Origin of the sequence: Streptomyces sp. NPDC088387 (genome assembly GCF_044753385.1) — a bacterium.
GTDB lineage: Bacteria > Actinomycetota > Actinomycetes > Streptomycetales > Streptomycetaceae > Streptomyces.
Genome location: NZ_JBIVNC010000017.1, coordinates 94,329 through 119,886 on the forward strand (window position 1 = coordinate 94,329; position 25,558 = coordinate 119,886).

Here is a 25,558-nt window from a genome sequence, read left to right on the forward strand (position 1 = left end):
TGAGGGGTGGCCCCGAGGATGATGGCCTGACAACCGTCCTCGTTCCTGTTGCTCAGCCCTTGACCGCGCCGATCATCACGCCCTTGGTCAGATGCCTCTGCAGGAAGGGGTAAATGATGACGATGGGAACGATCGACAGGATGAGGATGGCTGCTTGGAGCGCGACCGTGGGCGGCAGCGCGGCAGCGGGGTCCGACGTCTGACCCTGACCGATTGCAGCGTTGTTCACCACGTAGGTCTGGAGCACCAGTTGTAGCGGCCACTTCACCGACTGGTTGATGTAGATGAGAGCGTTGAAGAAGGCGTTCCAGTAGGAGACCGCGTAGAACAGGCCGATCACCGCGATGGAGGCCTTCGACAGCGGCACCACTATGCGGGTCAGGATGCGCCACTCGCTCGCGCCGTCGATGCGGGCCGCGTCGATCAGTTCCCTGGGCAGGCTGCTGAAGAACGAGCGCAGGACGATCACGTTGAACGCGTTGACGGCGGTGGGCAGAATAAGCGACCAGTAGCTGTTGATCAGCCCGATCTGTTTGACCAGCAGGTAGCTGGGGATCACGCCGGGAACGAAGAGCAGCGAGAACACCAGGAGCAGCAGAATCGTCTTCTGGCCGAACGCGCCCGGGCGGCTGAGCCCGTAGGCGAGGGTGATCGAAGCGGCGAGGCTGATCGCGGTGCCGACGACGGTAATGCCCACACTGACCAGCATCGCGCGGGAGACCAGGCCGCCGCCGAGGAGGGCCCTGTAGGAGTCGAGCGTCGGGTGGTCGGGCCAGAGCACGAACCCGCCGGTCTGGTTGATCTGCGCGGCGTCCGCGAGCGATGTGGAAAGCACCGCGAGGAACGGGACCGCGACGAGGATCACGCAGACCAGGAGGATCAGCGACTTGAGGGTGCGCCAGGCGGGTGAGCCGCCGGATTGGCCCGGTACCGCGCTGTAGGCGTGCGCGGGCCTGCGGCCCCGCGTGGGCAGTGTGGTCATTTGCGGTAGATGCCTTCCTCGCCGAGAAGATGGGCGATCTTGTTCGCGCCCAGCACGAGCGCCACGCCGACTAGGCCCTTGACCAGGCCCACGGCGGCGCTGACGCCCCATTGCCCGGCGACGAGGCCGTTGTTGTAGACGTAGGTGTCGAGCACCTCGGTGGTGTTCTTGTCCATGCCCGTCTGCTGGAGCACGATCTGCTCGAAGCCGACGCTCAGGGCGTCGCCGAGGCGCAGGATCAGCAGCAGGATGACCAGTCCGCGCAGCGCGGGCAGGGTCACGTGCCAGGTCTGCCGGAGCCGGTTGGCACCGTCGACGGCAGCCGCCTCGTAGAGATCGGTGTCGACCCGCGAGAGCGCCGCCAGGAACAGGATCGTCGCCCATCCCGTGTCCTTCCAGATGACCTGGGAGGTCAGCAGTGTCTTGAACAGCTCCGGGTTGCCGATGATGTTCCAGGTGCCCATGCCGTTCGACTCGAAGAAGACGTTCAGCAGACCGCCTGCGCCCAACATCTGCTGGAAGATGGCGACCACCACGACCCAGGACAGGAAGTGCGGCAGGTACAGCACGTTCTGAATCGCACGCTTGACTCGCTCACTGACGAGGCTGTTGAGCAGCAGTGCCAGCAGGATGGGTAGCGGGAAGACGAACACAACCTGGATGACGGTCAGTTCAAGAGTGTTGACCAGAGCGTGCAGGAACGCGGAGTCCCCGTTAAAAATGATCTTGAAGTTGTCGAACCCGCTCCACCTGCTGTGCATGATCCCGGTGAACGGCTGGTAGTCCTGGAACGCGATCACGTTGCCGAGGAGCGGCACGTACTGGAACAGCAGCAGCAGAGCCGTACCAGGGACCGCGAACCAGAAGAGCGCCATGTTGCGCCGAGAGCCTGCGGGAGGCCTCCCCCGGCGGGGCGCTTTGGCAGTATCCGGCCTGTCGCGCGGCCGATCAACCGTTGTCATGTCGTGTGATCCCTTCCCCGAGATGCGGACGTCCCTTTCCGCATCTGGACTGGCGCGCTTATGTAAGTCCCACGGATTGCTTGGCGTCAATGCCGTTGGACATGAAGAGCGGTCGGCCGTATGTTGCAAGGCGATTCCGGAAGGCGCGCTGGTGACGGCTACCTGACTACGTTGCCGCAGGTGACTGCGCTTCTACCTGACCGGATACGTGCGCCGAATACTGCCATGCAACAGCAAAGCAAACGGCCACTAAGTACTTTTACACCGTGGAGATATCAAGGGTCATGCACAAACCAAATACGTGGTCGTTGACCGAGCAGGAACTCGCCGATCTCCACGCTTGGGCTGAAGGCAGGCAGGATCGCGCCGTCCGTCGGAGGATCGTCGAGGACGCTGTGGCCGGGCTGTCGGTTTCCCGCAGCGCCCAGGCACTGGGGGTCTCCCGCCCCACGGTCACCGCCTGGCGGCAGCGCTATGCGACCCATGGCCTCGCCGGCCTCGAACACCGTCCGCGCAGCGGGCGCCCTGTCCGCATTGACGAGGCCGACGTCATTGCCGCCACACTGGCCGGTCCCCCGCCGCCACAACATGCTTGGTCGGCCCGGGCCCTCGGCGATCACCTCGGGCTGTCGCACACCGCGCTAGGCAAGGTGTGGCAACGGTGGCAGATCAAGCCCGGAGCCGCAGACCCCACGGTCGTGCTGCCGGTCCATCCACCCCTGAGCTGCCATCGCTCGGAACTGCTCGCCGCAGGTGCACACGCAGACGGCAGGGCCTTTGTGGTGATCGCCGAAGCCGTACCCTCCGGGCCAGGCAGGGCGGGCGCGGCCACAGCAGAAGAACGTCAGATGCGATATGCCGCGCTGACGGCGGTGATGCAACAGGCGCAGCCGGAAGACTTGAAAGACGGCGCCGGTCACCACAGTACGCACGCCGAGTCGCAGCCGTTGCACAGGACCGCTGCCACCTCCCGTCCGGAGACGGCCACCGACCTCTCCGCTCCCGCACCCCCGTTCACGGGTCGGTGGTCAGGACGCCGAATCCACGTCGTTACCTGGGGGGACGGCGACATCGGCCTCTTCGGAGGAGCCCAGCAGCACAAGGCCCCAGCGTCCATGGGCTGGGCAGCCACCATCTGCCTGTTGGCTCAACTTGAACTGCTCCATCAGCCACAACGCGCACGGGTCGCTCTGGACACTCTCACCGACGCGGCCCGGAGTCTGTCCGAGGCGCCACCGGGCACGCCGTTTCGCTGGTTGCGTGCGGCTCAGGGGGAGACGGCTCCGCGCCGGCGGGCGACGCATCGCGCCTTCGACCAGATGGAGTTGGGCTCGTTCAACGAGAAGCTGGTGATCGAGGCCGTGAGGGTTGCCGGCACACTCAGCCGGGTCGAGATCGCACAACGCACCGGGCTGACGCCGCAGGCAGTGTCCAGGATCACCCGCAATCTGCTCACTACGGGCTTTCTGGCGGAGGACCAACGCCGTTCAACGGGCAAGGGCAAGCCCCGGGTCCCACTGAAGTTGCAGCCCGCGGCCGCCTGCGCGATCGGGATCCATGTCGATCCGGAGAAGATCACCCATGTTCTGGTCGATCTGTGCGGCAATGTGCGAGACAGCCGATGTCTTCCCGTCACCCCGGAGAGTGATCCGGAGTCGTGCCTGGAGTGGATGACCCGGACTACGACGGAGGCCGTCCGCGCCGCAGGCACCCTCGGGACCAAACTCCTCGGTGTGGGCGTGGCTGCACCCGGGCCTCTCGACATGAACGAGGGGGTCCTGCTCAGCCCTCCCCTGTGGTCGAAGTGGGGAGAGTTCCCCTTGCAGACGGAGTTGAGCCGGATGCTGGGGCTTCCGACCCTGCTGGAGAAGGACGCCACCGCGGCCGCGATCGGTGAACACTGGCTCGGCTCCGGCGAGAGCAGCACCGACTTCGTATACCTCTACCTCGGGGCCGGGGCAGGCAGCGGAGCCTTCCTCAACGGCGACGTGTATCGCGGGGCCTCGGGCAACGCCGGCGAGTTCGGTGAGCTGACCGCCTATGCCCTCGGTCAGCTGACGCCCGAAGGCGGTCCGTCCATGGTGCCGGAGTGTGCTCCCATGTCCGCCGTGGTCGCCCAGGCCGGACAGGCCGGCTTTGTCGTACCTGGCGGCGAGGTCGCCTACGACGCCGTGTGCGCAGCGGCGGCGGCGGGCGATCAACGCGCCGTGAGCGCGATCCGTGCGGTCGCGCGCATCCTGTCCCGGGGCGCGGTGGCCATGACCGATCTGTACGACATCGATCTGATGATCGTCGGTGGACCGGCGGTCCTCCCAGAAGTCGCGGAGCTCTACCTCGCGGAGATCTCGACGGCGGTGAACCGCTTCCCCATGGCCCGTCAGGCCCGCACAGTACGCGTCACCTGCTCCACGCTGAGCGCCTCCGCCGCAGCGGTGGGCGCCGCGGCGGGAGTCTTCAACATGACCTTCGCACCGCGCCTGCGCACCCACAACGGAGCCGGAGCCTGACGGACCGGCAAACGCCGTTCCCGAACCCACTCCCTCCACCGCAGCGAGCCCACCCCACTCATTCACAGGAAGGGACACAATGTCGTCGCCGCAGCCCGGCTCCGAACCCACCCGGCAGGGAGAAGCGGAAGCCGACGCGGGATATCCGCAGCTCACGCAGTTGTTCCCGTCGTCTCTCGTCTCTCACCGGATGCCGGCTGTAGGCCGATGGAGCCCGGTGCCACCGCTGACAGACCGCCGTCGCTGGGAGGCTGTCGATCCGGGCGCCCGGGACAGCATCCTGGAGACCGCCCGCGCGTCGCTCGGTCTGCCCTGGCCAGATCTGCCTGCCTCGTCATTCGCACGCTTCGCACGCGACGGTGATCGCTGGGGCCATCAGGAACCGGTCTTCGCACGCAGGGCCCGGCTCGGCCACGCGGTGCTGGCGACCGCCCTGTCTTTCGGGACGACAGGTACTGACGCGTTCATCGACGACGTGATGGACGGCGTATGGGCGCTGTGCGAAGAGACGACCTGGTGCTGGCCCGCCCACGACTTCCGGGTACTGGGTCCCGAACGAGGTCTGCTCGCCGACCCCGACCACCCCACATTGGATCTCGGGGCGTCCGGCACCGCCGTGCTCCTCGCCCTCACGGACGCACTCATAGGTGACGAACTGGACCGGCGCGATCCGCTGGTTCGCCGCCGACTGCGCCAAGCGGTGTCCACCCGAGTCCTGACCCCCTATCTGCAGCGGAACGAATGGGGCTGGTACGACGGCTCAACAGCCAAGCTGAACAACTGGAACCCGTGGATTCACTCCGAGCTGCTGCTCACCACAGCCCTGACGGAAGAGTCCGACGATCGCCGTACCGCGCTGGTATGCCGCATTCTGCAGGGGCTGGAGAACTATCTGCGGGCGCACCCGAGGGACGGCGGCTGCGACGAGGGTCCGCACTACTGGTGGCGCGCCGGCGCCAGCTTGTTCGAGTGCCTGGAAACGATCACGTCGCTGCTGGACGCGGACCAGGGCGTCTTCGACCATCCACTCGTCCAGGCCATGGCCCGCTATGCCGTGAACACCTGGATCGGTGGCGGATGGGCCGTCAACTTTGCTGACGGCCCGGCGCGCCCGCGCGAGACCGCACCGGCGCTGCTCCACCGCTACGGACATCGCACTGGACAGCCGACGGTCAGCGCCCACGCAAGGGCTCTTCGTGAGCACGCCGGCGGAGCCGTCTGGCAGCCGAGCGGGCCTTTCGACCTGCGCCGAGCGCTGGACACACTGCTCGACCGCGAATGGCGCGCCACACCACCGGCCGCGTTCCCGCTGCCCTCGCGCATCTGGATGCCCGACACGCAGGTGTGGGTGTCGCGCACACAATCGGGCTCCGGCCGCGGCCTGCTCGTCGCAGCCAAGGGCGGGCACAACGACGAGAGCCACAACCACAACGACGTCGGAACCTTCATCGTCGCCGTTGACAGCCGCCCCATCATCATCGACGCGGGAGTGGGAACCTACCGCAGGGAGACGTTCAACGAGGATCGCTACAGCATCTGGTCCATGACCAGCGAATATCACAACGTACCTGTCGTGAACGGCTTGGGGCAGTTGCCGGGACCCAGCTTCCGGGCCACGTCGGTGACCGCCCGCCACGATGCCGGCGGGGACGAACTGACCTCTGACATCGCGCCGGCCTATCCGCCCGAAGCCGACCTGGAGTCCTGGTTCCGAACCGTCCGTCTGGTGCGCGGACCCGACGAGCGCGTCGAGGTGGCTGACCTCTGGCGGTTCCGCTCCGCCGCAGGGTCTCTCGCCCTTCACCTGCTCCTGGGCGGGGAAATCGCGATCAGATCCGAGGGATCGGCGACTGTCAGTCCATCAGCCGGGCGCGGCTTGCTGGTGAACTGGGATCCGGTCGCCTTCGCCGCCGAAGCGGAAAGGGTCCCCCTCACCGATCCCGCCTTCACCCGCGTATGGGGTACCTCGGTCGGCCGCCTGGTGCTCACCGCCCGCCAACCTCTCTCCGAGAACAGGCACCTCCTGACGGCGAGGCCACTGAAGGTTCCTGACACTGCGTGACCACACCCATCCGGTGCGCGTCTCTGGCACGCCTCCGGGAAGGGATCCGTGCCGGGCAAGCAAAAGTATTTACGTGCCACGCACCCCCAACAACAAAGTCACAGCAAATGCCAAGCAAGGCGTCACGAAGGCAATCACCACCTGTTCACACCGCCGAAACGCGAAGGGCACCGGAAAGCAACAAGGTTTCCACGCCACAGTTCACCCGAGCAGAGCCTGCCGCCGGTCTTGACGTGGACCAGTCCAATGAATTTCCTGGCACCAGGCCACAACCGCTCGTGGCATGGGCTGCGGCAGCCGTCCTCAACCTTGGCGTGCCGACTCCCCACCTGCGACCGGTGAAGTGGCACCCACGCTTGCCCTGTTCTTCTGAGCTTTCTCTCCTCGAAGGAATTCTCCATGCCTACTCCTGTGACGAGACGGACGGCGATCCTTGGCGGTGCCCTCGCAACCGCCGCAGCCGTCTGGGGAGGTGCGTCCGCCTCGGCGGCAGTCCCAGGCCAGTCCAACGGGGGCGTACGGATCATGCCGCTCGGTGATTCCATAACCGACGGGTATACGCCCTACCCCGGCGGCTACCGGGTGAAGCTGTGGCAACTCCTCGCCGCAGGGGGACACACCGTCGATTTCGTCGGGTCGCAGACCAACGGTCCGGCCGAACTCGGCGACCGCGACCACGAAGGCCACCCTGGCTGGCGCATCGACCAGCTCGACACGAACATCGAGACGTGGCTGGGGCAGAGTGACCCGCGAACCATCATGCTTCTCATTGGCACAAACGACCTCAATCAGAACCACGACATCGAGAATGCCCCCGACCGCCTTTCCGGACTGATCGACCATATTCGGGCAATCAAGCCGCAGACCATCATTTTCGTGGCGACCATTCCTCCGCAGTCAAACGCAACCCTGGAGTCGCGCGTCAGGGCATACAATGCCGCGATTCCGTCAGTAGTTGCGCGGAAGGGATCCCAGGTCCGCCTGGTGAAAATGTACGACGCCCTGACCACGGCTGATCTCGCCGACGGCATTCACCCCACGAAGGCCGGCTACGACAAGATGGCTTCGGTCTGGCACAACGCGCTCCGGTCGGCCCCCTCCTCACTGGTGCCCCTTCGCACGCCGAGTGCCCTTGCCGCGGCCCGCACCTGACTGCGCCTCCATTCCACGGCCTCCGATGCGCCCGGCATCACGACCACTGCCGGTTCGCGTCGACCGTACTGCCACGAGTTCCTCCCCCCATTCAGACTCAAGCAGAGGACCCCACCATGACCGATCACATCCCGTCCCGGCGAACTCTCCTGCGCGGTGCGGGCGGCGCCCTCGGCGCAGGGGCAGCAGCATGGGCCGGCCTCGGCAGCCTCTCCCAGGCCAACGCGGTCACCGGCGGTGACCAGCCGTCGATGCAGCCTGACGTCGCTGCCGCGACGCCCGGCGTCAAGGGACGGACATACGTCGGTTACCAGGGCTGGTTCGCCGCCGCCGGGGACGGCTCGCCAATCAACGCCTGGACCCACTGGGCCAGCGGCACCCCGGCCCCGGGGAACCAGACCTTCGAGCTCTACCCGGACATCTCGCTCTACCCCTCCACAGGCCTGTATCAGACCGGGTACGCCAACCTGGGCAACGGCCAGCCCGCCAAGCTCTTCAGCTCGTACTCGACCGCAGTGATAGACCAGCACTTCAAGTGGATGCAGCAGTACGGCATCGATGGCGCAGCCCTTCAGCGCTTCGGCAGCGACATCACTGCCGTGGGCCAGCCGCGTCTCAAGCAGCGCAACGACATCCAGTCCAAGGCGCGTGACGCCGCCCAGAAGTACGGCCGCGGCTTCTACATCGAGTACGACATCAGCGGGCTCACCGATGCCAACCTCGTGGCGACGATCCAGAACGACTGGACGAACACCATCAAGGGCTCGCTCAACCTGACCGCCTCGACCGCTTACGCGCGCGAGGGCGGAAAGCCCGTCGTGGAGCTGTGGGGCATCGGCGTGACCAACCGGGCGGGGACCGCGGCGGGTTGTCTGCAGCTCATCAACTGGTTCAAGAGCCAGGGCTGCTACGTCATCGGCGGCGTTCCTCGCGGCTGGCGCACGGACTCCAACGCCAAGCCGGGCTTCGCCTCCGTGTATGCCGCACTCAACATGGTCTCGCCGTGGAATGTCGGCAACCCCAACGTCGACCAGCAGTTGTTCAACGACGACATGGCAAAGCTCAAGGCAAGCGGGCAGGACTACCAGCCCGTCCTCTACCCTGGCTTCGCATGGTCCAATTGGAAAGCTGGCTCACCGAAGAACGAAATTCCGCGCAAGTCCGGCCAGTTCATGTGGAATCAAGCCGTTGCGGCGGCCCGATGCGGGACCACGTCCGCGTTCATCGCCATGTTCGACGAGTACGACGAAGCCACGGCCATCGCACCCGCCGCAACAGACAAGTCGCAGATACCGACGAACCAGTACTTCCTCACGCTCGACGCCGACGGGACCCGCCTGTCGTCCAACTTCTACATGCGACTCGCGGGGGCAGCCACGAAAATGATCAACGGCTCCGCGCCGATCAGCACGACCATACCGATTCCGCCCGTCGGATGAGTTCCCAAAGACAGCCCTGACCAATCCCGTCGACGTGGGTGGTGGACACCACTCCGCCACCCGTACGGTTCTCCAACAGACAGTCCCCGGTGAAGCGACGACATCGCCGGCACCGGATTTCCACCATGCTATCGGCCGTCCGGTCATCCGCGGGATGGCCGGACCATTTTGACGTGAAGGCAGCTGTCGATGTCTCAGTTCGACCTTTCCCTCGACGAACTCCGCTCCTACCGCAGTACGTCCACCGAACCCGAGGATTTTGACGCCTTCTGGCGGAAGACTCTTGAAGAAGCCACTGCGCATGAACTGGACGTACGTTTCGAGGCGGTGGATGCCGGGCTGTCCACAGTCAAGGTTTATGATGTGACATTCGCCGGATTCGGTGGACACCCGGTGAAAGGCTGGCTGCGACTGCCTGCCGATGCGGCCCGACCCCTCCCCCTTGTCGTGGAGTTCGTCGGCTACGGCAACGGGCGCGGCCTGCCTCACGAGCATCTGCTGTGGGCTTCGACCGGGCGGGCCCACTTCGTCATGGACATCCGCGGTCAGGGCAGCGCCTTCGGCGGCGGAGGCGCCACGGCAGATCCGGTCGGCTCCGCGCCGGCGTTCCCGGGGTTCATGACGCGAGGCATCGACGCACCGGAGAACTACTACTACCGCCGAGTGATCACCGACGCGGTCCGTGCCGTGGAAGCCGCCCGCACGCACCCATTGACCGACGCGACACAGACCGTGGTGACGGGCCACAGCCAGGGCGGCGGGCTCGCCGTGGCCGTCGGCGGGCTGGTGCCCGACCTGGCAGCCGTCGCACCGGACGTCCCGTTCCTGTGTGACTTCCCGCGTGCGGTCGGCCTGACGGATCGCCACCCGTACCGGGAGATCGGCCAGTTCCTCAAGACGCACCGCGGACGCTCGTCGGAGGTGTTGCACACACTGTCCTACTTCGACGGAGTCCACTTCGCGGCCAGGGGACGCGCCCCGGCCCTGTTCTCCACCGCGCTGGAGGACCAGACGTGCCCGCCGTCCACCGTGTTCGCCGCACACAACGCCTGGGCGCACGAAGACAGGACGATCGCGGTCTACGACTTCAACGACCACGAGGGGGGCGGCCCCTACCAGGAGGCGGCGAAGGTTCGATGGCTCCGCTCGTACGCGTGAACCGTGCTCCATCATCCAGGACACTGCGATTTTGCCGGAGCGGAGCCAGCAGGGGTTCCCAGTGCCGTTGCCTCCTTTTCGTAAGCGTGGGTGTCGGCATGACCGAAGGTGAATCGGTGGGGTGGTCAAGGGGGTTGAGGAACATCGGAACGAAACCCGGCGCTAAGGATCTGTCCGCCCTGATGGGCCGCTGACGGAGCGTCGGGGGCCGGACCCCGTCTGATCGTCCACGGATAACAACCCAATATCTGCGGTAACTTGATCCGTCACCTGCGGTGACGTTATCCGGCCGCTGCGTGAAGCGACCCTGTTATCTGTGGCAAGGGGAAAGCGGTGCCTACCGTCATACAGCTGCCGACTGGGAAGGCGTTGACCGTCCGTGCCGCGGCGGACGTGCTCCTCAACTCGCTCGGCAACCCGAGCACGGTCCGGAACTCGGGGTGGACAAGACCACCGAACGGCTCGGCGCGACCCGGCCTCTGGAGTCGGTCGCGGACGACGAGATTGGCGAGGCCCTGGAGCTGCTCTGGGGCACCGCGGCAGTCAACACGTGGAATTCCCGCCGGGCGGGAGTACTGTCCTGGCTCGGCTGTGCCGTGAGCGGGGCCATGAGGGGCCGATGGTCCCGGCCTGGGCGAAGCGGCCGGCGGTGCCGGACCCCGGTCCGCTCGAAGATGGCAATCGACCGGCTGGTCGCGCGGCGCGAGGTGCACCTGCGGGAGATGACGCTGTGGCGGATGTTGTACGAGACTGCCGGACAGGCGGAGGAGATTTTCGGTGTGAACGTCGAGGACCTGATTTCGCCGGGCGTCGCTGCCTGATCAAGGCGAATGGTGCGCGGAGCAAGGGCCGCCGCCGGGGCCAGGCGCGCGCGACTTCGTGCTGGAGACGGTGTACTGGGACGCTGGCACCGCCTGGCTGTTGCCCCGGCTGTTGAAGGGCCGCAGGCTCGGGCCGGTGTTCGTCACCCACCGCCGCCCGGGGGCCGGCAAGGTCGTCAGCCCGCGTGACATGTGCCCGGACACCGGGCTGGCCCGGCAGTCGTACGGGCAGGCCCGCGCTCTTCTCGACGAGCACACCGCCGTGCGCGGACCGGGCACGGGCTGGGACCTGCACGAATACCGTCACTCCGGCCTCACCCATCTGGGCGAGGCCGGAGCCAGCCTGCTGATGCTGATGGCCAAGTCGAGACACAAGAAGCCGGAGAACATCCGCCGCTACTTCAAGCCCTCGCCCGACGCCATCGCGGAGATCACCAGTCTCCTCACCCCAGGTGACAGCAGGCGCTGATCGCGACGCCTGCTATGAGGTGGGGTCGGCCCACAGGTCGGTGCTGTGGGCCCCGATGAGAGCGCTGATGTGGGTGAGTGCGTCACTGACCGGCTGCGGGTCGAGTCGGCGTCCGTCACGCAAGCGCAATGCGACGTGATCGTCAGCAGCCTCTTTGGCGCCGATGACGGCTTGGTAGGGAACCAGGCGGGCCTCTCGGATGCGGGCGCCCAGGCTGCCGCGGTCCAGTCCCGCGATCTGGGCACGCAGTCCCAGACGTGTGCAGCGTTGGGCGAGGGCTGCGGCGTTCGGCAGTTCGGTGTCGGAGATCGGGAGAATGACCAGCTGAGTGGGGGCGAGCCAAGCGGGGAAAGCACCGCCGTGCTGTTCGATGAGATGGGCGACGGCTCGCTCCACGCTGCCGATGATACTGCGGTGGACCATGACCGGGCGGTGTTTGGCGCCGTCCGCGCCGATGTAGTGCAGGTCGAACTGCTCGGGCTGGTGGAAGTCGACCTGGACGGTGGACAGGGTGGACTCCCGGCCCGCGCCGTCGGTGACCTGGACATCGATCTTGGGGCCGTAGAATGCGGCCTCTCCCTCCGCTGCCTCGTAGGGCAGGCCGGAGCAGTCGAGGACATCGGTCAGCAGAGCGGTGGACCGCTGCCACTTCTCAGGTGCGGCAACGTACTTGCCACCGGACCCCGGGAGGGAGAGCCGGTAACGAGTGGGGATGATGCCGAGCGCTTCGTACGCCTGGCGGATCATCTCCAGCGCCGCCTGCGCCTCCTCGGCGACCTGGTCCAGGGTGCAGAAGATGTGCGCGTCATTGAGCTGGATCGCCCGCACCCGGGTCAGCCCGCCGAGCACGCCCGAGAGTTCGGAGCGGTACATGCCGCCCAGCTCGGCCATCCGCAGGGGCAGTTCGCGGTAGCTGTGGGAGCGGGAGCGGTAGATCACCGCGTGATGGGGGCACAGGCTCGGCCGCAGGACGACCTGCTCTCCGCCGAGGTCCATCGGGGGGAACATGTCGTCGCTGTAGTGCGCCCAGTGCCCCGAGATCTCGTACAGCTCTCGCTTGCCGAGTACCGGTGAGTACACGTGCTGGTAGCCCGCCCGCCGCTCGGCGGCACGGATGTACTCCTCCAAGGTGTGCCTCACGGCGGCGCCGTCGGGCAGCCAGTACGGCAGGCCGGCGCCGATCAGCGGATCGGTGTCGAACAGGCCCAGTTCACGGCCGAGCTTGCGGTGGTCGTGCACGGTAGTCATCGCGGTCTCCTTGCTGGTTGCGGAGCAAGTGACCGGGCCTACGACGAAGCCCCGGGGCACTTGCCCCGGGGCTTCGGATCAGATCATCTGTCAGCGCGCCGGGACACTCTCCGGCGTCGTCGTCATAGCAGCGCGCTTCATGTCGCAGACGTTAGCAGGACGCAGCGATGTCCACACAGTCATTCCTCATCAGGAGTGCCCGGGTCACGTAGGAGTCGCAGACCGCCGGCAGATCGGGCAGTTGGAAGGAATACCGGCCGAGCATGTTGGTGTTCGGAAAGAGAACGACCTCGCAAGACCTGCATGCCCGTCAGCGATGGCAGTTAAGTCTTTTGACCGCTCGCGCCCACTCTTCACAAGAGGTTGAAGTAGCCGTCGTCCGCAAGCACATGACGGGGCCCGTCTGGCTTTGTCGCAGCCAGGTGCTTGATACGACCAAGATATTCAGGGTCTTGATTGTCCCCCACCAGAACCGAGAAGTCCTCTGCCGCCCAGGCCGGCAAAGCGGCGAACCGATGGCTTGTCTGCGATTCCAGGTACCAGACGACGTTCACCACGGTCCCGACTTCCTCGTACCAGGACGTGAGTTCGACACCCGGGGCGATGCGGTGGTAATGGAGCGGTTGCACGGCATGACGGCCGGCATGCGGCCCGCTGGCCACGGTGTAGTCGATGGTGTCAGGGCCCACCCGGACAGGGCTGAACACCCACCCATTGGGCTGATGCCATGTCAAGGTCGATCCGAGAATGGTGTGAAGCATATTCACTCCTTCTTTCCGTCTATTTACTGAAATATCGCATATCGAATATTCGTCAGAGTACGCGACACTCGCTACTCCGCGCTTTCCGCCGTGTCGGCAACACGTTCGGCGTGGCCGATGCGCGGCAGCGCCCACTGCAGAGCAAGCGCGAGCACTGCCACGACGATTACGAAGACGGCGTAGCCGTCGATCACCGTGCCGAGCCCGAGTAGAGGGACGAGCCAGCCCGCGATCACAGCCGGAACACCGAGAGCGATGTAGCTGACCAGATACACCATGGACAGGAGCCCCGCTCGGCCCTTTTCAGGTGCCTTGGCAAGTAGTAGGCGAAGACCACCTTGGAAGGCTGCTCCGAAGCCCACCCCGGCCACCGGGGCGCTGGCGAAGAATCCCCAGACCGAATGGTGTGACAGCGCGATCATGCTGAGGAGCGGGCCGATGATGAGCGCGGCAGCCCCCACCAGCATCGTGTTCCTCGCATCTCGGTTACGGCCGACGATGCCAGTCAGGGCTCCAGTCCCGGTGACTGCCGCCACGGCAGCCCCCGCCACAACGTGGCTGGAGATGCCGAGAATGCCGACCATGATGGTGGGTGCCATACCCAGATAGAGCCCCGCCAGCGCCCAGCTGGAGACCATGCAGCCTACGACGGCGCCGAAGATCCGCCTCGTCTCGCGCGGAACAGCGAGCCGCGGGATGAAGACGCTCGCTGTGACAGCACCGCGCGGGCTCCGTTCACCGATAAAAACGACCATGACGGCCATGACGGCGAGCAGCACACTGAAGACGACGTAGACGGTCACCGTTGGTGCCGGTGCGTCCTGGACCAGGAAACCGCTGGCCAGAGCGCCGACGGCCAGTCCGGCAGGCGGAAGTGCGCCATTGAGTACGGCAGCCAGACGAGCTCCATGCACGGGCCGGAGGTCAATCATGGCGGCGCCGATCGCCCCCATGCCGGCGCCCACGGCCACGCCCTGCAGCGCACGGGCGACGAGGAGAACCGTCAGGCTTGCGGCATCGGCGAAAACCAGTAGCGAGGCAACAGACAGCAGTGCGGAGGCGAGGATGACAGGACGGCGGCCTACATAATCTGACAGTGATCCCACTGTGAGCAGCGACAGCAGCAGCCCGCAGATGTAGATGGAGAAGATCGCTGTGGTGGCAGCAGACGCGAGATGCAGTTGTTGCTGATAGACGGGGTACAGCGGGGATGGCGCCCCGGACTGGGCCAGGAGCAGAAAGAGGGTCGAGGAAGCGATCCAGAAGCCCAGGGATCCGTGGGAGCGATCGGCTGTCCCCTCGCGAGCGCGTAGGTGATTTCGGAAAGAAGACTCCATCAAGTGGGTGTTCATGTTCCGGTGCTTTCTGAAGTCGCGGCTGGTGGATCGATTCGGTGTCGCCGCAGCGCACCCCCTCCGCGACGTCACATACGTTCGACGAGCATGGCGACCCCCTGTCCGACTCCGACGCACAGGGCCGCCAGCCCTCGCCTCCCGCCCTCTCGCTCCAGGCGCCGTATGAGGGTGAGGAGAATGCGGGCGCCCGAGCAGCCGAGCGGATGCCCGAGTGCGATCGCTCCACCGTCGGCGTTGACCTTTGTCTCGTCGAGCTCAAGACGGCGGATCACCGCGATTGTCTGGACGGCGAAGGCTTCGTTGATCTCGATGGCGTCCAGATCGCCGGTCCGCCAGCGGACGCGCCCCAGCGCCTTGCGAGTTGCCGGAACCGGTCCAAGGCCCATCAGATTGGGCTCAACGCCTGCCGCTGCCGAGGTCACAATGCGCGCTCGCGGAGTGAGCGAGTGACGCGCGACCGCTGCTTCGCTCGCGATGACGAGCGCCGCGGCGCCGTCCGAGAGGGGCGATGACGAGCCTGCGGTCACGACACCGTCCGGACGGAAGGCGGAGGGCAGCTGGGCGAGCCGGTCGAGGTTGGTCGTCGGGCGTGGGCCTTCGTCACGTATCACCTCTCCCTCCCGCGTCCGTACCTCTACGATGTCGCGGGCGAAGTGACCTGCATTCTGCGCCGCCACGGCCCTCCGGTGGCTGCTCAGCGCGAAAGCGTCGGACTCACCACGGGTGATGCCTTCGAGCGCTGCCACCTCCTCGGCCGTCTCGCCCATGGACAGGGTGACCTTCATCATTTCGGGACCCGCGTCGGCCGGCGTGCCCCGGTCCATGGCCTGGAAATGCGGATTGACCAGGCGCCAGCCGAGGGCGGTGTCGTGGACGGCACCCGGCTTCGCCCATGGGGTGCCTGGTTTGCTCATCACCCAGGGAGCACGGGTCATGGACTCGACGCCGCCGGCGACGACCAGATCGGCCTCTCCTGCGCGAATGGCCTGAGCGGCGGAGGCCACAGCGGTCAGTCCGGATGCGCACAGGCGGTTGACGGTGTAGCCGGGGACGGTGTGAGGAAGTCCGGCGAGCATCACGGCCATCCTCGCCACATTTCGATTGTCCTCGCCCGCCTGGTTCGCGGCGCCGAGGATCACCTCGTCGACGGCCTGGGCCGGTACACCACTGCGCACGACGGCTTCCGAAACCACCAACGCGGCAAGGTCGTCCGGACGGACGGAGGCAAGGACACCGCCATAACGGCCCTGCGGGGTGCGCGCACCGTCGATGAGAAATACGTCGCTAGACATCGGGTCGTCCTGTCAGTGCCAGAAGTGCTGGGGATCGGGCCGGCGACGGCCCGTAAAGGAAGCATTCATCTCGTGGGCTTCCTGCGTGGCGAGATAAGCGGTCAGGTACTGATCGTGTGCCATGCGCGCCTGGCCGGAGACACCGTTGTGGCGGGCGGAGAACGCCGCCTTCAACCCTCCGATCGCCAAGGGGCTGCGGGTAGCGATCTCCTGTGCGATCTCCGCAGCATGCCTTCGCAGTTCGGCCGCAGGCACCACATCGTTCACGAGCCCCATAGCCAGGGCGTCCGACGCGGAGTACTTGCGGTTGAGGTACCACATCTCCTTGGCGCGCTTGCGTCCAATCGTCTCCTCCAGATACCAACTGCCGTAGCCGGCGTCGAAACTTCCCACCATGGGCCCGACCTGTCGGAAGACCGCGTTGTCGGCCGCGACGGTCAGGTCGCACACTGTGTGCAGGACGTTCCCACCGCCGACGGCAAAGCCGTTGACCGCGGCGACGACCGGCTTGGGGATCGTGTCGATGGCCTGGTACACGTCGATGATGGGCAGTACCTGGGACTGGTCGAGGAAGGGCATGTCCTCGTGTTCACCGCCGATGCAGAAGAACTTCTCACCGGCTCCGGTGAGAACGGCCGAACGCAATTCACGGTCCAGGCGGTACTTCTGCAACGCGTCGAGCAGTTCGATGCAGGTCTGCGGCCGGAACTTGTTTCCGGCGTCCGGACGGTTGATCGTGAGAGTAAGGACCGGGCCGTCCCGGTCGACGATTATGTCCTCGTAGCCGGTGCTGGTGGTGCTGCTCATCGGGATTCCTCCTCGGAGGTACGGAAGCCGCGCCCGGTCTTCGCGCCCAGGCGGCCCGCAGCCACCATCTGTGCGAGCAACGGCGGCGGGGCGAATCGGGGATCGAGAGTCTCCTGATACGCGGCCAGGGTGGCGTGCCGGTGCACGTCGAGGCCGATCAGGTCGAGTAGTTCCAGCGGTCCGAGCCGGTGACCCAGGCCCAGACGTATGGCGGTGTCGATGTCTTCGGCACCGGCGAGTTCCTCGTCGTAAGCCTGGACGACGTCGTTGAGGTAGGGCATCAACAGCCGGTTGACCAGGAATCCGGGCCGGTCCTTGACTACGACCGGATCCTTTCCGATCTCGGTGGCGAACAGAGCGACTTGCCGTACCACCTCTGGGTCGGTCTCCAGGGCGCGAACCACCTCGACGACCCTCATGAGCGGCGCGGGGTTGAAGAAATGCAGGCCGGCGAAGCGCGCGGGGTTGGACACGGAGGTGGCGAGCGCGGTGACCGACAGCGCGGACGTGTTGGAAACGATCACGGCGTTGTCACTGACGGCATCGCAGACGCCACTGAGCAACGCACGTTTGATGTCCGGGCGTTCGGTGACCGCCTCGATGACCAGGTCACTGTCCGCGAGTCGGCCCGTGTCGGTGGTTCCGTGCACACGGGCGAGGACGTCCTCCCGCTGCTCGGATGTGACCTTGCCACGCCGTACTCCCTCGGTGAGGAAGTCGGACATCGCCTTCAGGCCTGCGTCGACGCGTTCCTGGTCCTGTTCCAGGACGGTGACCACGCGTCCGGACTGCGCCACTACCTGGGCGATGCCACCGCCCATGGTGCCGAATCCGAGAACCGCGACGCGGGGATAGACGGACATGGGGGCTCCTTCACTGATGTGGGCCGGCAGCGCGCTCATGATCCGAACAGCCGGTTGTCGTCGTAGGTGTAGAAACCCGCTCCGGTCTTGCGCCCCAGGTCGCCTGCGGCGATCATCCGGTCGACGAGGGGCGGGGGGAAGAACCTTGGGTCGCGCAGCTGCTCGTAAAGGCGCATGGCGACTTGGCGGTGGATGTCGAGTCCGACGATGTCGAGAAGCTCGAAGGGACCCATCGGATGCCCCAGGGCACCCTTCACCGCGGTGTCGATGGACTGCACGGTTCCGAGTCCCGATTCCAGGGCGTCGATGCAGCTGTTCTCCCAGGGAATGAGAAAACGGTTGAGGATGAAGCCTGGGCGGTCCTTGGTCACGATGGTGGTCTTGGCGAGCGACGCCAGGAAGTCCAACGTGGCGGCGTGCGCCCAGCCGGCCGTGTGCCGTCCGTCCGCGACCTCCACCAGCTTCATGAGCGGGGCGGGGTTGCAGTAATGGGTGCCGACGACGCGCTCCGGCCTCACGGAGCCCGCTGCGATCGCCGTCACGGACAGCGTCGAGGTATTGGTGTGCAGGAGCGTACGGTCGGACACGATGCCGTCGATCTGCCGGAACAGATCCTTCTTCACATTGAGGTCTTCTATGACGGCCTCGATCACCACATCCGCTCCGGCGAGATCGGCGAGATCGGCTGTGCCTCGGGTCCGGGCCTTGGCTGCGGCGCTCGCTTGGACGTCGAGCTTGCCCAATGCCACGCTCCGGTCGAGAAAGTCCGCGACTCGGTCCAGCCCCTGCTTCACCCGGGTGTCGTCCAGGTCGTAGAGGACGGTGTGATGGCCAGCTCGGGCGCTGACAACGGCAATGCCGGAGCCCATCGTGCCCGCGCCGAGCACAGCTACGGTGCGCTGGTGGAACGTCACGTCGATTCCCTTCCGAGGTGTGGCTTCCCTGCCGCAGACAATGCGTCGAAGTCCGGGACTCGACGGCTGCGAAAAGCGTTTATGCCTTCAGTGGCCTCGGGACCGCCCACAGCGATCGCGGCCAGTGCCGCCTCCAAGGCCAGTCCCGTGTCCAGGGGCGCGTCCTGGCCTTCCCGTACGGACTGCAGGATGGAGCGACAGGCTTGTGGGCCGCGACGGGAGATCTCCTCCGCAACCGACACGGCGGTGGGGAGCAGTTCGTCCGGCACGGCCGGCGGAAGCGCCGACAAGCCGATCTGGTGAGCTCGCCAGGCGTCGAGGGACCGGCCTGTGAGCATGAGGTAGCGGGCCGCAGCGGGACCGACGGCCTTTACCAGGCGCTGGGTCCCGCCGAAGCCGGGTATCAACCCGAGGCCTGCTTCGGGCAGGCCCAATGACGCTGTCTCGGACAGCAGGGAGAAACTGCAGGCGAGTGCGAGTTCGAACCCTCCGCCCAACGCAACTCCGTTGACTGCGGCGATCACAGGGATGCCGCTGTGCTCCAACTGCCGCAGCGCGTGCTGTCCTGCCCTCAGGAAGACGTGAGCCTCGCGTGTGTCCATCGTGGCGAGTGTCTCCAGGTCCGCTCCGGCGCTGAAGGCCTTGGTGCCGGTTCCGGTGACAACGACGGCCCGGGTACTGCCGTCCGAACCCAACTTCCCGATGGTGTCACCCAGTTGTGCCAGCACCTGATCGTTCAGCGCGTTGTGGACTTCGGGCCGGTTGATACGCAGGACGCGGACTCGGCCGTGGGTCTCCTCTTCGAGCAGTGCTCCGCTCATCGCCGCGCTCCCTGCTGTTCCGCGACTTCGACCGCTCCGCTCCCGGCGAGTTCCTCGATCTCCGCATCACTGAATCCGTGCTCGCTGAGGATCTCCGTCGTGTGAGCAGCCAGGTCGGGGCTCGGTGAGTTAGGTGCAATCGGTGTCGAGGCCAGACGGAAGGGGCTGTGTACCGTGTGCATGCGCCCTTCAGTGCCGGGCACAGGAAGCAGCGCGCCACGCGCGACGACCTGCGCGTCAGCGACCACTTCGGATAGTCCCTGCACCATGGAACAGGGCACCTGCACATCGGCGAGCACGCTGATCCACTCTGCTGCGGAGCGCGTCCGCAGACGCGCGCCAACCTCACGCACGATGACGCCGCGGTTTCGACGACGTCCCTCGTTGTCGGCGAGCGCCGCGTCCGCCGCGAGATGGGGCAGCCCGACGGCGCGACAGAAGCGTGCCCACATGGCGTCGTTTCCGATCGCGACCACCAGTTCCCGGTCCGCCGCCGAGAAAGTCTGATAGACGGCGAGCACCGAGTCGGTGCCGCCGCTGGGCGCCGGCTCCGGAGCCCCGGCGAGATACGCCGCGATGCGGGGCGCCATGAGGGCGAGGTCGCAGTCCAGGAGGGACATGTCGATCAGGTCCCCGGTGCCCTGCTCACGCTGGCGCACCGCAGCCGCGCTGATGGCGAGTGCCGCACACATCCCGGTGACGATGTCGGACAGAGCCGTGGAAACCCGCTGCGGAGTGCCGCCCTCCGCTCCCGTCACGGACATCATCCCTGAGCGGGCCTGGGCGACCAGGTCGTAGCCCGGGAGTTCGCAGTCGGGACCGCTGAGTCCGAACCCGGAGATCGCGCAGTAGATGAGGTGCGGGAAGTCCTGCCGAAGGCGGTCAGGGCCGATCCCGGAGGTACGTAGTTTCGCGGGGTTGAGGTTCTCGATGAACACGTCTGCCGTGGCAATCAGTCTGCGCAGTGCCGCAAGTCCGTCCGGGTGCCGCAGATCTATGACCACCGACCTCTTGTTCCGGTTGGCAGAGGCGAACCACGCGGATCGGGAGTCGACGAAGGGTGGCCCCCATCCGCGGGCGTCGTCGCCGCTTCCCGGTCGTTCCACCTTGATGACATCGGCGCCGAGGTCGGCCAGGTACATGGCGGCCGTCGGTCCTGCGTAGGACGTGGTGAGGTCGATGACCTTGAGACCGGACAGAGGGCCCCGACCGGTTTCGTATTCGTCTTCGTTCTCGTGTGACATGGGCATATCTCTGCCAGTTCTTCTCAACCGGCGGCGGGCCGGTATTCGACCACACCGTCCGCGATCAACTTGCCTATCTGCTGATCGCCGAGCCCAAGGCCTTGGGCGAGGACTTCGGTGGTGTGCTGACCCAGCCGTGGAGCAGCGTCCCCGACCACCGGAGGAGTGGCGGACATCCGCAGCGCGGAGGTAACGACCGGGTAGCTGCCGAACAGCGGATGCTCGACTTCGGCCACCTGGTCGAGGTGCTGGACCTGCGGATCCTTGAACACCGCGTCCATGCGGTTGATCGGTGCGACCGGCGCGCCTGTGCGCGACAGAACGTCCACCCAGTGCGCGGACGTGTTTCGTTCCGTCACTGCAGCGATGATCGGGACCAGTTCGTCACGATGCACGACGCGGGCCTCGTTGGTGCGGAACCGGGGATCGTCCTGCCATTCGGGGTGTCCGAGAGCCTCAGCCATCACTCCGAACAGCTTGTCGTTCGGCGAGCCCAGCAGCACATGCCCGTCCAGCGTGGGAAAAGCCTGGTAAGGGGCCACGTTGGCATGAGCGGAACCTTGCGGATCGGCCACGCTACCGCCGATGAGGTACTGACTGGCAGCGTTGATCAGTATGGCCAGTTCGGTGCTGAGCAGCGAGACATCGACGCGCTGGCCCTGCCCCGTGGCCTCGCGATGGTGAAGGGCTCCGAGCACACCCAGCGCCGCGTACAGGCCCGTGCACACGTCGATCAGCGCGACCCCGGTCTTCACCGGCTCGCCACCGGGGGTGCCTGTGATACTCATCAGGCCACCGAGTGCAGAGACCATCAGGTCGTATCCGGGGCGATCCTTGTACGGGCCATCCTGCCCGAAGGCGGAGATGGCGCAGTAGATGAGGCTCGGATGGTTTTCACGGAGACTGTCGTAGTCCAGTCCGAGCCGTTGCATCACGCCGGGTCGAAAGCTCTCGATGACGACATCGGCGCCGGCCACGAGCTCGCGGGCGAGGGCGACGCCGTCCTCGGTCGACAGATCGATGGCTATGCTCTTCTTGTTGCGGTTCAAACCCAGGAAGTAGGTGCTGACCTCGCCACGGGAGGGTGGCCCCCAACTGCGGCTGTCGTCCCCCTTGCCGGGGCGCTCGACCTTGATCACTTCCGCACCCAGATCGCCCAGGAGCATCGTGGAGTACGGGCCCGCCACCACACGGGAGAAGTCGATGACCCGCAGGCCCTGAAGTGCTGTTCGCTGCATCGCGTCAAACCTTTCGCCGCGTGGAAGTAGTCGTTTCGCGAGCCGTGCTCCGTCGAGCCGCACGCAGTTCGCCGGTACCGTCGACGGAGTGCCTCAGGGTCCGCAGTTCGTCCGCCGTCGGGGGCTCGGTTCTGGGCCAGGGTGGATGGGCCCGCAGATCGAAGCCGGTACGGGCGATTACCTGTTCGTCGGAGATGCCTGGATGCACACTGCGCACGCGCATGCGGTGTTCTCCGTCGAAGTCAAAGGTCACCAAGGGGGTGACACAGACAACCGGCCCCGCCGTAGTGATGCCCGCTTCCGCACGGCTGGTGCCGCCCTCGAGATGTCCAGCGGCGGTGAGGTAGTCGACCCGATCGACGAAGGTGCGGGACGTGTGGGAGGAACTGAACAGGATGATCCGCCCGGAGACCACCGCGAACGAGGTGTTCGCCAGGCCGGGCCCGCGGAACGCGGGCCCTGGCCCCTGGCCAAGTCCTGTTGCGGTCAGGTTCACGTTCCCGTGCTTGTCAATCTGGACGCCACCGTAGAACATGACGTCCAGGCGCCCGTTCTCGGACATCTCGAAGAGGTCGTAGCCGCTGCCGACCGCTTCCGCTCCCGGCACCCAGCGGCCGTCGGAAGCCGATCGGTAGAGCCGGCCAGCCTGTGGATTGACCACCCCGGACGGCAGGATCAGTGTCAGGTCCGGCGCATGCATCTGCTGTGCCAGCAGGCACGCGGCGACCGGGACGAGGGAACTGGCCCCGGTGACTGCCATCTCCCCGTTGCGCAGTTCACGTGCGATCAGGATGGCCATCAACTCGTCATCGGTGGCGATGGTGTTCATGCGACATCACCGTCTAGACGTGCGATTCGCGCAGCGCCACCGACTGCGGCCAGATACTGCTCCTGCGTGCGGGGCGTGAGCACGTAGGGTTCGAGATACTCCATGCGCCAGTCGGCAGCTGAGCGGCCGGCTGCTATGTACGCAGTCAAACGCATTTCGTCATGCACGTAGCGACCCTGACTGGCGCAGGGATGTGCGCCGTATGGTGTCTCCACGACGACGTCGACGAGGTACCCGGGGATCACCGTGCGGTGCGGTGCACGGCGGATCTCCTCATTGCTGACGATGCGATCCACGCACACGATCACCTTGCCCGATGCCTTGGCAAGGAGCGGATCGCAGAACGGCGTGCCGTCGTAGCGGACATTGCCGTAGACGTCGGCCTCCTGGGCGTGCAACAGGCAGATGTCGGGTCGCATGGCTGCAGGAGCGGCCACATCACTGCCTCCCGAAGAATTGGCCTCACCTGCAAGGGGTGAGCTGCGGAGTAGGTCCGTGCCCTTTACCGAGTGCACGGGGTGTTCCGGTAGGGCCTCCAGCGTGGCCATCAGTCCACCCAGGATGAGCGCCTCGTCACCGTCGACGATCTCCACCGTCCCGGCTTCTGCAGCACGGCGGAAGTTGGGGGCCATCCCGAGATGGTCGAACGAGACATGGGCGAGGTAGGCGGTGCGGACAGCGCCCGCTCCGATCAGTAGATCCACCGCATAGCTCGCGGGTGGAGCGGCCACAATCGTGAGCTCGCCTGTCCCCTGGCGTATCAGCTCGCGCACAGCAGAAGACGGGTTGTTCTGGAACCAAAGACCGCCCAGGGCGACGAAGGCGCCTGACGGCACCAGAGCCATCGCCTCGGACAGCGCCAGTTGCTTGGAGGAACGCGTCGGCGGGATCGCGGACTGGGCTTTCGGGGGAATCATCGTGACCACCTCCCTGGAGTCACTATATGACTTTGGTGTTCACATTATGGCTCCTCCCTCGACGCGAGTGTCAAGCCTTTCACTCTCCGTAGTCAATGCGACACGGAGTGACTGCCTAAATAGATGCAAGTTGCCTAAATAGGAACTTGCGGCGGACCGCGTGCCACTGGCACCGACTGAGGGGTTGACAGCCACTCGGCGCAACAGGACGATTTCGAGCACATTACGTGGCTCAAATCTGGCCCATCAGACCATTACATGGATCCTGATGAGCGAAGCCGCGTCCTGGGAAACGTGCAGTACCCACTGAGGCGCCGCTTACCTCCGTACTGACACGCCAGGTATGAGCCACCCTTGGCCTAGGAGGCCTCCATGCAAAAGCTTCCAGCGTCCGACGTTCCCCACGATCAGTCCTCACGCAGACTCATCGCGTCCGCAGGCATAGGCAACTTCGCGGAGTGGTATGACTTCGCGGTCTACGGAGTGGTCGCGTCCATCCTGGCGAAGCAGTTCTTTCCCTCCGGCAACCCCACTGCCGCCCTGATCAGTGCCTATGCCCTCTTCGGTCTCACCTACCTGAGCCGTCCCCTCGGCGGGTTGCTGGCCGGCTGGCTGGGAGACACCTTCGGCCGTCGCCGGGCACTCTCCTTCACCATCCTTCTGATGTGCACCGGAACGGCAGTCATCGGCTTCATCCCGACCTACTCAAAGATCGGCATTGCCGCCCCGCTGCTGTTGGCGGCCTGCCGACTCGTCCAGGGACTGGGTACGGGTGGTGAGTACAGCTCGGCCATCGCATTCATCTACGAACACAGCGATCCTCGCCGCCGTCCGGTCCGCATCAGCTACTTGGTGACGATGACATTCCTGGGCATCACCGCTTCTGTGCTGGCGGCCAGTCTGTGCACAGCGATCGTCGGGGAGTCAGCGTTCGAGAACTGGGCGTGGCGCATCCTGTTCCTGCTCTCGGCCCCTCTGGGTCTCGCCGGGGTCTATCTGCGCAACCGGGTGGCGGAGACACCGGAGTTCGCTCGCGTCACCGCCGCGACAAAGACTGAACACAGGAAAGTCACCCCGATCAGGGGCGCCTTCCGCACCCAGGCCAGGGCCATGGTCTTGTTCTTCTGCGTCGTCTCCGCCTACGCACTGATCACTCCGGTGCTGTCCTCGTACTTCATCACCTTCATGCAGGACTCCGGTGGCATCAGTCATGGCGTCTCCTACTGGATCTCCGTCGTCATCAACCTGGTGATGATCGGGGCAACCCTCGTCGCGGGACGGCTCATGGCCAGCCGAGGACTCCAACGCACCTTCGTCGTCGGAGGATTGTTCATCGCCGTCGTCAGCGTGCCCGCTTTCGCCTTGGCGAGCCGCGGTGTGTTCGGCGCCCTGGTCGGCGGCTCACTCCTGGCCATCGGCAAGGGCATCGTGGCCGTGGCGGGAGCCATGGCCATGTCGTACATGTTCCCCGCCCAGGTACGGGTGACCGCCGGCGCCTTCGCCTATAACGCCTGCACCGTCGTCTTCGGCGCGGCGGGTCCTTCCATAGGGCTGTGGCTCAACGACTCCACAGGGACCAACACAGCCTTCAGTGTCTATCTTGCAGCGGTGGGAGCCTTGTCGGTCGTTGCCGCGTTCGTCGGAAAAAAGCGGCTCAGCAGCGCGGCGTCGTCAAGCCCCGCCGCCCCGCACCTCGTTAGCACCAGCACTGATTGAG

The 25,558-nt window shown here is 65.9% G+C and carries 20 protein-coding genes and 1 pseudogene; 7 read left to right on the plus strand and 14 right to left on the minus strand.

Features of this window, described 5'->3' with window-relative positions:
• Positions 1 to 52 precede the first annotated feature (52 nt).
• Together ACIQAC_RS34430 and ACIQAC_RS34435 are read right to left on the minus strand one after the other, a co-directional pair.
• The gene (locus ACIQAC_RS34430; protein ID WP_402198203.1) at positions 53 to 982 is read right to left on the minus strand and encodes a carbohydrate ABC transporter permease; all 930 of its coding nucleotides are present in this window, start codon (positions 980 to 982) and stop codon (positions 53 to 55) included.
• On the minus strand, positions 979 to 1,857 hold the full coding sequence (locus ACIQAC_RS34435; protein ID WP_402198205.1) for an ABC transporter permease: 879 nt from the start codon (positions 1,855 to 1,857) through the stop codon (positions 979 to 981). The genes ACIQAC_RS34430 and ACIQAC_RS34435 overlap by 4 nt, the downstream gene beginning before the upstream one ends.
• A gap of 353 nt (positions 1,858 to 2,210) precedes the next feature.
• Here ACIQAC_RS34435 and ACIQAC_RS34440 point away from each other — a divergent pair, with 353 nt between their 5' ends.
• From ACIQAC_RS34440 to ACIQAC_RS34465, 6 genes and pseudogenes are all read left to right on the plus strand, one after another.
• Positions 2,211 to 4,451, plus strand: a complete 2,241-nt coding sequence (locus ACIQAC_RS34440; RefSeq protein WP_402198206.1) for an ROK family protein — start codon at positions 2,211 to 2,213, stop codon at positions 4,449 to 4,451.
• Between the two features lie 79 nt (positions 4,452 to 4,530).
• Positions 4,531 to 6,513: a heparinase II/III family protein gene (locus ACIQAC_RS34445; RefSeq protein ID WP_402198209.1), complete on the plus strand. Its 1,983-nt coding sequence runs from the start codon at positions 4,531 to 4,533 to the stop codon at positions 6,511 to 6,513.
• Between the two features lie 525 nt (positions 6,514 to 7,038).
• The gene (locus ACIQAC_RS34450; RefSeq protein WP_402198211.1) at positions 7,039 to 7,665 is read left to right on the plus strand and encodes an SGNH/GDSL hydrolase family protein; all 627 of its coding nucleotides are present in this window, start codon (positions 7,039 to 7,041) and stop codon (positions 7,663 to 7,665) included.
• A gap of 116 nt (positions 7,666 to 7,781) precedes the next feature.
• Positions 7,782 to 9,104 (plus strand): glycoside hydrolase family 71/99-like protein, encoded by a 1,323-nt coding sequence (locus ACIQAC_RS34455; RefSeq protein ID WP_402198212.1) that lies wholly within the window; start codon positions 7,782 to 7,784, stop codon positions 9,102 to 9,104.
• Between the two features lie 189 nt (positions 9,105 to 9,293).
• Positions 9,294 to 10,262: an acetylxylan esterase gene (locus tag ACIQAC_RS34460; protein WP_402198214.1), complete on the plus strand. Its 969-nt coding sequence runs from the start codon at positions 9,294 to 9,296 to the stop codon at positions 10,260 to 10,262.
• Between the two features lie 333 nt (positions 10,263 to 10,595).
• A pseudogene (locus ACIQAC_RS34465) lies at positions 10,596 to 11,552 on the plus strand (site-specific integrase).
• Positions 11,553 to 11,564: 12 nt separating this feature from the next.
• Here the strand turns inward: ACIQAC_RS34465 and thrS are convergent.
• The 12 genes from thrS to ACIQAC_RS34525 form a co-directional block, all read right to left on the minus strand.
• Positions 11,565 to 12,791, minus strand: a complete 1,227-nt coding sequence (gene thrS / locus ACIQAC_RS34470; protein WP_402198414.1) for a threonine--tRNA ligase — start codon at positions 12,789 to 12,791, stop codon at positions 11,565 to 11,567.
• A gap of 362 nt (positions 12,792 to 13,153) precedes the next feature.
• Positions 13,154 to 13,561 (minus strand): phenolic acid decarboxylase, encoded by a 408-nt coding sequence (locus ACIQAC_RS34475; protein WP_402198216.1) that lies wholly within the window; start codon positions 13,559 to 13,561, stop codon positions 13,154 to 13,156.
• 71 nt (positions 13,562 to 13,632) lie between these two features.
• Entirely contained in the window at positions 13,633 to 14,913 is a 1,281-nt protein-coding gene (locus ACIQAC_RS34480; protein ID WP_402198217.1) for an MFS transporter, read from the minus strand.
• A gap of 71 nt (positions 14,914 to 14,984) precedes the next feature.
• Positions 14,985 to 16,208 (minus strand): thiolase family protein, encoded by a 1,224-nt coding sequence (locus tag ACIQAC_RS34485; RefSeq protein ID WP_402198219.1) that lies wholly within the window; start codon positions 16,206 to 16,208, stop codon positions 14,985 to 14,987.
• 12 nt (positions 16,209 to 16,220) lie between these two features.
• A complete protein-coding gene (locus tag ACIQAC_RS34490; RefSeq protein WP_402198221.1) occupies positions 16,221 to 17,015 on the minus strand; it encodes an enoyl-CoA hydratase-related protein in 795 nt (264 codons plus the stop codon).
• Positions 17,012 to 17,878, minus strand: a complete 867-nt coding sequence (locus tag ACIQAC_RS34495) for a 3-hydroxyacyl-CoA dehydrogenase family protein (RefSeq protein WP_402198223.1) — start codon at positions 17,876 to 17,878, stop codon at positions 17,012 to 17,014. The genes ACIQAC_RS34490 and ACIQAC_RS34495 overlap by 4 nt, the downstream gene beginning before the upstream one ends.
• 35 nt (positions 17,879 to 17,913) lie before the next feature.
• On the minus strand, positions 17,914 to 18,792 hold the full coding sequence (locus ACIQAC_RS34500; protein ID WP_402198226.1) for a 3-hydroxyacyl-CoA dehydrogenase family protein: 879 nt from the start codon (positions 18,790 to 18,792) through the stop codon (positions 17,914 to 17,916).
• A complete protein-coding gene (locus tag ACIQAC_RS34505) occupies positions 18,789 to 19,613 on the minus strand; it encodes an enoyl-CoA hydratase/isomerase family protein (protein WP_402198228.1) in 825 nt (274 codons plus the stop codon). Before ACIQAC_RS34505 ends, ACIQAC_RS34500 begins: the two co-directional genes overlap by 4 nt.
• Complete coding sequence (locus ACIQAC_RS34510; RefSeq protein ID WP_402198229.1) at positions 19,610 to 20,857, minus strand: CaiB/BaiF CoA transferase family protein; 1,248 nt, start codon at positions 20,855 to 20,857, stop codon at positions 19,610 to 19,612. The genes ACIQAC_RS34505 and ACIQAC_RS34510 overlap by 4 nt, the downstream gene beginning before the upstream one ends.
• A gap of 23 nt (positions 20,858 to 20,880) precedes the next feature.
• A complete protein-coding gene (locus tag ACIQAC_RS34515; protein ID WP_402198231.1) occupies positions 20,881 to 22,095 on the minus strand; it encodes a CaiB/BaiF CoA transferase family protein in 1,215 nt (404 codons plus the stop codon).
• 4 nt (positions 22,096 to 22,099) lie between these two features.
• Entirely contained in the window at positions 22,100 to 22,924 is an 825-nt protein-coding gene (locus ACIQAC_RS34520; RefSeq protein WP_402198233.1) for a CoA-transferase subunit beta, read from the minus strand.
• Entirely contained in the window at positions 22,921 to 23,841 is a 921-nt protein-coding gene (locus tag ACIQAC_RS34525; RefSeq protein ID WP_402198234.1) for a CoA transferase subunit A, read from the minus strand. Before ACIQAC_RS34525 ends, ACIQAC_RS34520 begins: the two co-directional genes overlap by 4 nt.
• Positions 23,842 to 24,213: 372 nt before the next feature.
• Between ACIQAC_RS34525 and ACIQAC_RS34530 the strand changes: the two genes are divergently transcribed.
• A complete protein-coding gene (locus ACIQAC_RS34530) occupies positions 24,214 to 25,557 on the plus strand; it encodes an MFS transporter (RefSeq protein ID WP_402198236.1) in 1,344 nt (447 codons plus the stop codon).
• The last annotated feature ends 1 nt before the right edge of the window (position 25,558 follow it).

What these genes read in the sequence shown, in the direction of transcription:
- ACIQAC_RS34430 (WP_402198203.1), bottom strand. Translation starts at nt 982, where the DNA reads ATGACCACACTGCCCACGCGGGGCCGCAGGCCCGCGCACGCCTACAGC.
- ACIQAC_RS34435 (WP_402198205.1), bottom strand. Translation starts at nt 1,857, where the DNA reads ATGGCGCTCTTCTGGTTCGCGGTCCCTGGTACGGCTCTGCTGCTGCTG.
- ACIQAC_RS34445 (WP_402198209.1), top strand. Translation starts at nt 4,531, where the DNA reads ATGTCGTCGCCGCAGCCCGGCTCCGAACCCACCCGGCAGGGAGAAGCG.
- ACIQAC_RS34450 (WP_402198211.1), top strand. Translation starts at nt 7,039, where the DNA reads ATGCCGCTCGGTGATTCCATAACCGACGGGTATACGCCCTACCCCGGC.
- ACIQAC_RS34455 (WP_402198212.1), top strand. Translation starts at nt 7,782, where the DNA reads ATGACCGATCACATCCCGTCCCGGCGAACTCTCCTGCGCGGTGCGGGC.
- ACIQAC_RS34460 (WP_402198214.1), top strand. Translation starts at nt 9,294, where the DNA reads ATGTCTCAGTTCGACCTTTCCCTCGACGAACTCCGCTCCTACCGCAGT.
- ACIQAC_RS34475 (WP_402198216.1), bottom strand. Translation starts at nt 13,561, where the DNA reads ATGCTTCACACCATTCTCGGATCGACCTTGACATGGCATCAGCCCAAT.
- ACIQAC_RS34480 (WP_402198217.1), bottom strand. Translation starts at nt 14,913, where the DNA reads ATGAACACCCACTTGATGGAGTCTTCTTTCCGAAATCACCTACGCGCT.
- ACIQAC_RS34485 (WP_402198219.1), bottom strand. Translation starts at nt 16,208, where the DNA reads ATGTCTAGCGACGTATTTCTCATCGACGGTGCGCGCACCCCGCAGGGC.
- ACIQAC_RS34490 (WP_402198221.1), bottom strand. Translation starts at nt 17,015, where the DNA reads ATGAGCAGCACCACCAGCACCGGCTACGAGGACATAATCGTCGACCGG.
- ACIQAC_RS34495 (WP_402198223.1), bottom strand. Translation starts at nt 17,878, where the DNA reads ATGTCCGTCTATCCCCGCGTCGCGGTTCTCGGATTCGGCACCATGGGC.
- ACIQAC_RS34505 (WP_402198228.1), bottom strand. Translation starts at nt 19,613, where the DNA reads ATGAGCGGAGCACTGCTCGAAGAGGAGACCCACGGCCGAGTCCGCGTC.
- ACIQAC_RS34510 (WP_402198229.1), bottom strand. Translation starts at nt 20,857, where the DNA reads ATGTCACACGAGAACGAAGACGAATACGAAACCGGTCGGGGCCCTCTG.
- ACIQAC_RS34515 (WP_402198231.1), bottom strand. Translation starts at nt 22,095, where the DNA reads ATGCAGCGAACAGCACTTCAGGGCCTGCGGGTCATCGACTTCTCCCGT.
- ACIQAC_RS34520 (WP_402198233.1), bottom strand. Translation starts at nt 22,924, where the DNA reads ATGAACACCATCGCCACCGATGACGAGTTGATGGCCATCCTGATCGCA.
- ACIQAC_RS34525 (WP_402198234.1), bottom strand. Translation starts at nt 23,841, where the DNA reads ATGATTCCCCCGAAAGCCCAGTCCGCGATCCCGCCGACGCGTTCCTCC.
- ACIQAC_RS34530 (WP_402198236.1), top strand. Translation starts at nt 24,214, where the DNA reads ATGCAAAAGCTTCCAGCGTCCGACGTTCCCCACGATCAGTCCTCACGC.